The organism is Thermoanaerobaculia bacterium (assembly GCA_035717485.1).
Lineage (GTDB): Bacteria > Acidobacteriota > Thermoanaerobaculia > UBA5066 > DATFVB01 > DATFVB01.
Genome location: DASTIQ010000245.1, coordinates 1 through 8,593, shown reverse-complemented (window position 1 = coordinate 8,593; position 8,593 = coordinate 1). Strand labels below are relative to the sequence as shown.

The 8,593-nt window shown below is 70.7% G+C and carries 11 protein-coding genes; 4 read left to right on the top strand and 7 right to left on the bottom strand.

All coding sequences use genetic code 11. The features are described from left to right. A partial coding sequence (locus VFS34_13155) for a universal stress protein (protein HET9795396.1) occupies positions 1-1,198 on the top strand: 1,198 nt, incomplete at its 5' end. Between the two features lie 362 nt (positions 1,199-1,560). Here VFS34_13155 and VFS34_13150 read toward each other — a convergent pair. The 6 genes from VFS34_13150 to VFS34_13125 form a co-directional block, all read right to left on the bottom strand. Next, on the bottom strand, positions 1,561-1,929 hold the full coding sequence (locus tag VFS34_13150) for a response regulator (protein HET9795395.1): 369 nt from the start codon (positions 1,927-1,929) through the stop codon (positions 1,561-1,563). Positions 1,930-1,967: 38 nt separating this feature from the next. Next, entirely contained in the window at positions 1,968-3,257 is a 1,290-nt protein-coding gene (locus VFS34_13145; protein ID HET9795394.1) for a diguanylate cyclase, read from the bottom strand. A 133-nt stretch (positions 3,258-3,390) separates the two neighbouring features. Further along, positions 3,391-3,885 (bottom strand): hypothetical protein, encoded by a 495-nt coding sequence (locus VFS34_13140; GenBank protein ID HET9795393.1) that lies wholly within the window; start codon positions 3,883-3,885, stop codon positions 3,391-3,393. A gap of 51 nt (positions 3,886-3,936) precedes the next feature. Continuing rightward, complete coding sequence (locus VFS34_13135) at positions 3,937-5,010, bottom strand: hypothetical protein (GenBank protein HET9795392.1); 1,074 nt, start codon at positions 5,008-5,010, stop codon at positions 3,937-3,939. An 89-nt stretch (positions 5,011-5,099) separates the two neighbouring features. Further along, a complete protein-coding gene (locus VFS34_13130; GenBank protein ID HET9795391.1) occupies positions 5,100-5,834 on the bottom strand; it encodes an ATP-binding protein in 735 nt (244 codons plus the stop codon). A 2-nt stretch (positions 5,835-5,836) separates the two neighbouring features. Beyond that, positions 5,837-6,508, bottom strand: coding sequence for a response regulator transcription factor (locus VFS34_13125; GenBank protein HET9795390.1), 672 nt, complete (start codon positions 6,506-6,508; stop codon positions 5,837-5,839). Between the two features lie 228 nt (positions 6,509-6,736). Here VFS34_13125 and moaD point away from each other — a divergent pair, with 228 nt between their 5' ends. Genes moaD through VFS34_13110 form a run of 3 tightly spaced genes read left to right on the top strand, consistent with a single transcriptional unit; the run spans position 6,737 to position 8,317 of the window. After that, on the top strand, positions 6,737-6,982 hold the full coding sequence (gene moaD, locus VFS34_13120; GenBank protein HET9795389.1) for a molybdopterin converting factor subunit 1: 246 nt from the start codon (positions 6,737-6,739) through the stop codon (positions 6,980-6,982). Further along, positions 6,982-7,410, top strand: a complete 429-nt coding sequence (locus VFS34_13115; GenBank protein ID HET9795388.1) for a molybdenum cofactor biosynthesis protein MoaE — start codon at positions 6,982-6,984, stop codon at positions 7,408-7,410. Before moaD ends, VFS34_13115 begins: the two co-directional genes overlap by 1 nt. A 55-nt stretch (positions 7,411-7,465) precedes the next feature. Continuing rightward, on the top strand, positions 7,466-8,317 hold the full coding sequence (locus VFS34_13110) for an enoyl-CoA hydratase/isomerase family protein (GenBank protein ID HET9795387.1): 852 nt from the start codon (positions 7,466-7,468) through the stop codon (positions 8,315-8,317). A gap of 15 nt (positions 8,318-8,332) precedes the next feature. Here VFS34_13110 and VFS34_13105 read toward each other — a convergent pair. Next, positions 8,333-8,593: pyridoxal-phosphate dependent enzyme (locus VFS34_13105; protein HET9795386.1), on the bottom strand; the 261-nt coding region annotated here is incomplete at its 5' end.

Genomic DNA, 8,593 nt, shown 5'->3' with positions numbered 1-8,593 from the left:
CCTCTACGAGCGCCCCCGGACCCTCTTCGTCGCGACCTTTCTCGGCGCCGGGACCGTCGTCGTCGGACGCGCCGACGAAGGGGTCGCGAACTTCGGGGCTTTCTCGCTGCCGATCCCCCCCGACGTGCCCCACGAGAGCGGTTCCCGGGTCCTTCTGCTGTGCCGCCCGGAGCACGTCGTCCTGACGGAGAGCGAACCCGGGCCGGGGGTTCCCGTGTTCGGCCGCGGATCGATCGTCGACGAGAGCTTCGCCGGAGCGCAGCGCCGGGTGCGCGTCCGGGTTCCGCGCGCTCCGCGGATCCGCCAGGTCTCCCCGGTTCCGGTGTTCGGCGAGGAGCACCTCCTGCTCGAGACCCTCGTCGCGCCCGATCGTCCGCTTCCCGCCGACGTCTGGGTGAGTCTCCGCGCGTGGAAGATCCTCGACCGTCCGGCCCCGCGGGTGCTCGCGGTCGATCGCGGCGAAGGCGACGCCGCCGCCCTCGGCGCGGCGGCGCGGCTCGCCTCCGCGCTCGACGGCACGATGACCGCGCTCGCGGTCACCGAGGACGCCGAACGGGTCGAGGGACTCGGCCCCGCGCTCCGCGAACGCGCCCGCGCGCTCGGCGCGCCGCTCGCCGACGCGAGAGTTCGGGCGGGCCGCCTCGTCCCGCAGGTCCTCGCCGAGCAGAGCGAGTCGGTCTACGACGTGCTCGTGCTCGACGGAGGACGGGAGGCGGGAGGACTGGCCGCCCGGTCCCGCGCGCCCCTTCTCCGGATCGTCGAACGATCGGCGACCCCGATGCTGATCGTGCCGGGTGCGTGGCCCTCGCCCCGCCGCATCCTGGTCTGCACGGCCGTCGGCGAGCCCGGAAAAACGGTCGTCCGGATGGCCGGCTGGCTGGCGAGGAACCTCGGCGCCGCCGTGACGCTGTTCCACGCCCAGCTCGGCGAGGGAGAGCCGGACTTCGTGCGCGCGCATCTCGAGCGCGGCCTGGCGGCGCTCCGCGCGATGGACGTCCCGTGCGAGCTCGCGCTCCGCACGGCCGACTCCGCGGCGGAAGGAATCCTCGCCGAGAGAGCGCGGTGCGGCGCGGAAATGATCGCGATGGGCGCTCCGGGCCCGCGTCTCCGCGCCGCCCCCGCCCGGGACGACGTGACGCTGAAGGTGATGGCGGCGAGCGGGGTGGCCGTGCTCATCGTCCCGGAACACGCCTGGTAGGAGAGCAGGCGCGGACCATACGCGCCGTTATACGGGTCCGGCGGGACCGCCGGCGGGCTTAACGTACGCCCCGGTACGCCGCGCCCGCCGGCCGGTCCCACCGAACCCGCCTTCCGGCACGTCTGGCCGCGCCTCCACGTACTTTCGGAGGCGCCGTACGCCCCGTCACGGTAGCCTCGTCATTCCGACGAATAATCGTGTATTACGCGGAAGTCAGGAGCGCCGACGAAGCGCGGCGAGGCGCGAGCCCGACGGGATGCGGGTCGCCCGCGAGATCCCGAGGCATACCGGGGCGTATGTCGCAGGGTCTCGCGGGCGGCACGCGCCCGTCGGCTCGATGCATTCGCCCGCGCCGGCCGGTCCTAATGCTCCGTGGCGGTCTTGATCGACTCGAGAAGCTTCTGAATCCCGAACGGCTTCGGGAGCACCGCCGCGGCGCCGAGCGAACGAGCCTCACCCTCCACCTCCCGCGACCCGGAGACGATCACGAGCGGGATCTCCGCGAGGCGCTCGTCGCCCGCGAGCTCGCGGCGGAACGCCCGTCCGTCCATCTCGGGCATCCGCAGGTCCAGCAGGATGACGTCCGGGACGGGCTCGCGGCGCAGGGTCTCGAGAGCCTCCTTCCCGTTCGACGCGGTCCTCACCCGGTAGCCGAGCTCGTCGAGGACGTCGGTCAACCCTTCCCGGAAATCCGCATCGTCGTCGATCGCGAGGATTCGCTTCCCGTCCATCCTTCCGGGAGTTCGCAAGATCCGTGCCCCCGGTCCGGTCATTCGAGGGCGGAGCAGAACCGGTACCGGTTCCGTCCCGTCTCCTTGGCCCGATAGAGCGCCCTGTCGGCGCACGCCATCAACGACTCCGGGTCCCCTCCGTCCCGGGGATAGAAGCCGATTCCGATGCTCGTCGTGATCGCGACCTCCCGGCCGCGGATCGGGAACGGCTCCGCCACGCTGGCGAGAGTCTTCGCCGCCACGGTCACGGCGTCGGCCTCGTCCGTGATCTCGGGGATCAGCAGCGTGAACTCGTCTCCGCCGACGCGCGCGAGCGTGTCCGCCTCGCGGACGCATCCTCGAAGGCGCTCGGTCACCGCGCGGATGACGGCGTCTCCGGCCGAGTGCCCGAGCGTGTCGTTGACCCCCTTGAGCCGGTCGAGATCGATGAACATGACTGCGAGCTTCCGGCCGTCGCGGCGCGCGAGGGCGATCGCCTGGGTGAGCCGATCGAGGAAGAGCGCGCGGTTCGGAAGACCCGTGAGCTCGTCGTGGAACGCCCGGTACTCGAGCTCGTCGATCGCGCGACGCCGCTCGGTCACGTCGCGATAGTTGACGACCACCGCGCCGACACTCGGCTCCCCGAGCAGGTTCGTCATCGTCATCTCGATCCAGCGTTCGCCCTTCCGCCTCGCGCGAAGGCGCGTTTCGATCGTCGCGGGACGCCCGCGATCCGCGAGGACGGCGGCGAAGAAGTCCGCCGCGGCGGCCGCGTCGTCCGGATGCATCTGGTCGAGCCACCGCCCGCCGACGAGACCCCGGCCCCGGCGGCCGAGGACGCGCGCCGTCGACGGGCTCGCGTAGAGGACCTCGCCATCCGCCGAGAGCAGAGCGATCGCGTCGGAGCTGTGCTCGATCAGCGCGCGAAATCGCGTTTCCTGCTCCCGGAGCTGCCGGTCGACTTCGCGCTTGCGCTCGAGCCGCTGGAGGAGAACCCCGAGCTCGGCGGGCCGGAGAGGTTTGAGGAGATAGTCGAACGCCCCCTCTTTCATCGCCTGGACGGCGCTGTCGATCGACCCGTTCCCCGTGAGCACGATCACGTCGCGGCGCGAGCTCTCGCGAGCCGAACGGATGAAGTCGATGCCGCTTCCGTCCGGGAGCGCGAGATCGGTCAGACAGATGTCGGGGTCGAACCGCGCGAGGGCGCGGCGCCCCTCGTCGAGCGAGGCGGCCGTCGCGACGTCGGAGGAGCCGTCTCCGAGCAGGCCTTCGAGCCCCGCGCGGGTCGCCGGATCGTCCTCGACGATGAGGATCCGCCGCCGCGCCGCCGGCGATCCCGCGGGAGGCATCGGGGGAAGTGAATGTTCTCGCTCATCGATTCGCTGATAGTCCACACGGCACCGAGAGAGGGGCAATGCAACTCCCCTGCCCGGAAGTCATTGGTATTCGGGGATTTAGACGGAAAGATTGTTCGCGAGACCTTCACGCCGGCGGAGGCGAGTACTTTCGGCGCTCCCGTCCTTCGTCCGGAGCGTACTTGTCGTGACATTCCTGGCACGCTCCGTAAATGGAGAGGATGCGGGCGGAAACCGCATCGCGCTCCTTCGGCAGCTGAGAAGAAAGCGCTTCGGACCGGGCGGCGAGACCGAGCATGCGGGTCCGGAAATCCGCGCCGCGGTCGGCTCGCGCCGCGTCGGGAAGCGGATATCGGCCGGCGTCGCGCGCGAGGGAGGCGATGTAGGCGAGCGCCTGCCTGACCGAATCCGCATCGTCGCGGCGAAATCCCGCCCAGAGCGCCTTGTAGTTGGGCATCATCCCGTCGGCCATCAGGTGCTTGAGTTTGTAGTATTCCGTCTCCGGCGCGGTCGGCCGGAAAACCCGGTGCGACGGCACGGAAGAGTTTGCGGCGTGGGACGCGGTGGTGGCGGCCGCCGCCGCGAGGAGGGCACAGGACAGACGCGAGCGCCACGTGGGCATTTCGGAAACGTAGCACCCGCGCCGCCGGCGCCGGCTTCCTTGAGAAATCCTTTAGCCGATCCAGCCGCCGGAAAGGTCGCGCCGGATTCGATCCCGTCCTTCCGATTCGAGCACGTCCTCGCAGAATCCCATCTCGCGGAAGATCGCCTCCGCGCCGCTCACCTTCTGGAGGCGTCCGGAGAGCTCCGCCAGGGCCCGATGCCGGGCGGCGGCGCGCCGGCGGAGCGGCTCGGAGGACGCGCCGATCGCCGTGGACCGGAGCGCCGCGGCGACGAACGGAAGGACGAGAGCGGCGCCGACGAGGATCGACGGGAGCACGCTCGTCGGCGTCGACGGGAGGAGCCGGAGGACGGCGGCCCCGAGGATCCCGACGACGCTCGCGGCGAGGAGCGCCGCAGGAGGCGGCTGCAGCGGATGGCCTCCTCGCCGGCCGCCCTCGCGCGCGAGTCGGGCGAGCTGGGGATCGATCCGGCGCGCCTGGTAGTAATCCATCAGCGTGTGGACGGTATGCGGATCGATGCCGCTTCCGACCGGGATGGTGCGGGAGGTCGGGATCGCGTCCGCCTCCGCCCAGGCGGACGCCCCGTCGGGACCGAGCCGCGCGAGGGCCTCCGCCTCCGACCGGAACCGGTCGATGCGCTCGCGGGATTCCTCGCCGCGGCGGCTCCAGAGCGACGGGTCGAGCAGGAACCGGAACTTCGCCTGGCGGCACCCCTCCACCCGGGCGCGATCCGCGAGCCACGTGCGCCGGGACGAAAGGATCCCGCGCGCGGAAAGCAGGGCGAGAGAGGCGGCCGCCGCCACGGCCGTCGCGATCGCGAGCGGCCGCTCCGCTCCCGGAGGGCGCGTCCCGCGCGCCGCCCAGGTCGTCGAGACGACCGCGAGGACGACGGCCAGGGCGCCGGCTCCGGCCGCCCAGGCGCCGAGGAGCGACCGGCGGCGCCCCGTCTCCGCGGCGCGGACGGCGGCGCCGTCGTGGCAGGCCCCGAGGAGCTCCCGGCAGAGGGACAGCGCCTCGTGCAGCGGGTGACCCGCCGCGAGCTCGTCCGGCCCGTCGTGCATGTCGTCGGGCACGGGCGGCGCGCCGGCGGGTACTTCCGCCCGCTGCGGATCGGCAGCCATCATCGGAAACCTCCTGGAGAGTCCCGTCGGGATTGGGCAGAGCCTATCGCAGGCGGGAAGGGGGATCAATCCGGGGCGGAACGGGGACGCGGCTAGCCGATCCGGGGAAAGAGCACGGTGAACGACGAACCCCGGCCCGGCTCGCTCTCGACGCGGACGCTCCCCTTGTGCGCCTCGACGATCCAGCGCACGATCGAGAGCCCGAGGCCGGACCCTCCCTTGTACGCGCGCCGGGCGCGGTCGGAACGGAAGAAACGGTCGAAGACGTTCGGCACGTCGGCCGCGTCGATGCCGACCCCCGTGTCCTCGACGTCGAGCCGGGCATGGGCGCCGTCGGCCGAGACCCGCACCCGGACGTGCCCTTTCTCCGTGTACCGGATCGCGTTCTCGAGCAGGTTCTGGAAGACCTCTTTCAGGCGGTTGCGATCCGCGAGGATCTCCACGGGCCGGGCGGATCCCTCGAACGTCAGCTCGAGCCCTTTCTCGATCGCGGCGGTCTCGAACTCCCGGACGCGCTCCTCGGCGAACCGGCGAAGGTCGACCCTCGCGAAGGAGATCGTCACGCGGCCCGCGGTCCCGCGCGCGAGGAAGAGGAGGTTCTCCGAGATCCGGATCAGGTGCTGGACCTCGACGAGCGCTTCCGAGAGGGCCTGCCGGTACTCGTCGGCGCTGCGCTCCCCCTCGATCGCCACCTCGATCCCGCCGCGCAGGATCGTGAGCGGCGTCCGGAGCTCGTGCGAAACGTCGGCGATGAACTGCGCCTGCTCGATCTCGCGGCGCTCCAGATCGGCCAGCCGCGCGTCGACTTCGGTCTCGTCGTCGCCCACGATCAGGCCCCCATCGAGTAGCCGACGCCGCGGACCGTCCGGATGCGGCCCCGCGAGGGGCCGTCGATCTTCTTCCGGATCGAATTGATGTACACGTCGATGATGTTCGTCGAGAGATCGGAGGTGTCCTCCCACACGCGAGCCGCGATCTCCGCGCGCGAGACGACCTTTCCCTTCCGGCGGAGCAGCAGCTCGAGGATGGCTCCTTCGCGCATCGTCAGCTCGACGGTCGCTTCTCCCATCCGCGCGGTCCGGGAGGACGGCTCGTAGACGAGGCCTTCGCATTCGAGCGGCCCGGCTTCCTTGATCTCGCTCCGGCGGGTGAGCGCCCGCAGCCGCGCGAGGAGCTCGCGGTACGAGAACGGCTTGACGAGGTAGTCGTCCGCGCCGGAGTCGAGCCCTTCGATCTTGTTCTCGACCGTGTCGCGCGCGGTCAGCATGAGGATCTTCGACGAAATCCCCCGCCGCCGGAGCTCCCGGCACAGCTCGAGACCGTCACGCGACCCGGGCAGCAGCAGGTCGAGGACGATCAGGTCGTGGGGCTCGGCCACCGCGCACTCGAGCGCCACGTCGCTGTCGGCCGCGACGTCGACCGTGTACCCCTTCTCCGAAAGCCCTTTTCGGAGGAAGTCGGCGATCTTCTTCTCGTCTTCAACGATCAGGATGCTCGTCATGGCCCGCAGATTCTCCCCTCTGCCGGTCCGCGGCCGACGGCGACCGCGGATTCCTTAAGAATGACATCACGAAGAGAACGCCCGTTCCCGCGCCGAACCCGGCGAAGAAAGAGGAGGTCCGCTCGTCCCGGACGACGACCGCGCCGAGGGCCCCGGCCAGGACGAAAGCCAGGCAGAGCGGGCGGGAGACCGGCGATTCACGCATCGGCACCGGTACAATACCTCTCCGTGCGGGTCCGCCTCCTCTACTTCGCCTCGTTCCGGGACGCCGTCGGCGTCGACCAGGAGCTCCGGCAGGTCGACGAGGGAACGACCGTCGCCGCGCTCTGGGAGAAGCTCCGCGAACACGTTCCCCACTTCGCCCGGTACGGCTCGATGCCCGCGGTCGCGGTCAACTGCGAGTACGTCTCCGGAGGCCGTCCCCTCGCCGAGGGGGACGAGGTCGCGTTCCTCCCTCCGATCGCGGGGGGATGATGGCGCGGCTGACCGCGGCGCCGCTTCGCCTGGCCGACCTGATCGCGGAGGCGCGCCGCGATTCCGACGGCGCGATCGCGTCGTTCGTCGGGGTCGTCCGGAACCACCACGAAGGTCTCCCCGTCGAATCGATCGAGTACGCCGCCTACGGGGAAATGGCCGAGCGGGAGCTCGCCGCGATCGAGCGGGAGCTCGCCGCCGCCTTCCCGGAGACCCGCACGCTGATCCGGCACCGAATCGGCCCTCTCCGGGTGGGCGACGAGTCGGTCGCGATCGTCGCGGTCTCGCCGCACCGGGCCGACGCGTTCGCCGCGTGCCGGGAGGCGATCGAGAACGTCAAACGGCGCGTTCCGATCTGGAAGCTCGAACGGGGGCCGGGCCGGCAGCCCGGCTGGGTCGATCCCACGAAGGAACGAGAGCCGCGCTGAGAACCGAGGGCCGCGTCGGCGGCCCCTCTGATATCTTTCGGATCGGAGGAAGCCCATGAGCACCGTCACCGACAAAGAACGCTCCCGGAGCCGGGAATGGACCGCCACGGAGTTCGACGAAGAGCTGATCCACTACCGCAACGAGGGCGGAGTCGCCGTCATCGAGATGGACGATCCCCCCGCGAACACCTACACGTACGCCTTCAACCGGCAGCTCGACGAGGCGATCCTCCGCGCCCGGTTCGACGACGCCGCGCACGTCATCGTGCTCCGCGGAAAGGGGGACAAGTTCTTCTCCGCGGGCGCGAACATCAACATGCTCAACGCCGTCACGCCCGAGTTCAAGTATTACTTCTGCCTGCACGCCAACGAAACGCTCCTGCGTCTGGAACACACCCCGAAGCTCGTCATCGCGGCGTTGAACGGACACACGGTCGGCGGCGGACTCGAGATCGCGCTCGCCGCGGATCTCCGCATCGCCCGCAAGGACGCGGGGAAGATCGGACTTCCCGAGGTCAATCTCGGCGTCCTCCCCGGCACGGGCGGCACGACCCGCCTCACGCGCGTCGTCGGAAAAGCCAAGGCGATCGAGCTGATGGTGACGGGCAACACGTACACGTTCGAGGAAGCTCTGGAGATGGGCGTCGTCAACCAGGTCTGGGAAGGCTCCTCCGCGGAATGGTGGGAACAGGTGATGGACTACGCCCGTCAGTTCTGCCCGCCGAACAAGGCGTCGATGGCGGTCGGCCACATCAAGCGGTCCGTGCAGACGGGTTCCGAGCTCCCGATCGAGTCCGCTCTCGCCCTCGAGCGGGAGCTGCAGTCCCTCCTCTTCAAGTCGAAAGACGCGAAGGAAGGGCTCGCGGCGAACGTCGAGAAGCGCACGCCCAAGTTCTCCGGCCGGTAGCTCCGCCGCTCCGCCTCAGGCCGGCGCGGCGAACGGGAAGCGCTCCGGGTCGACGTTTCCTCCGGAGACGAGCACGGCGACCGTGTCCCCTTTCTCGACCGGGATCGCGCCGGAGAGGAGCGCCGCGCTCCCGGCCGCGCCGCCCCCTTCGACGCAGAGCTTCGCGCGCGTGAGCAGGAAGCGCATCGCGTCGGCGATCGCGGCCTCCGTCACCGCGACGACGGAATCGAGGGTCTCGCGCGCGATCTCGAGCGGGATCGCGCCGACGAACGGCGG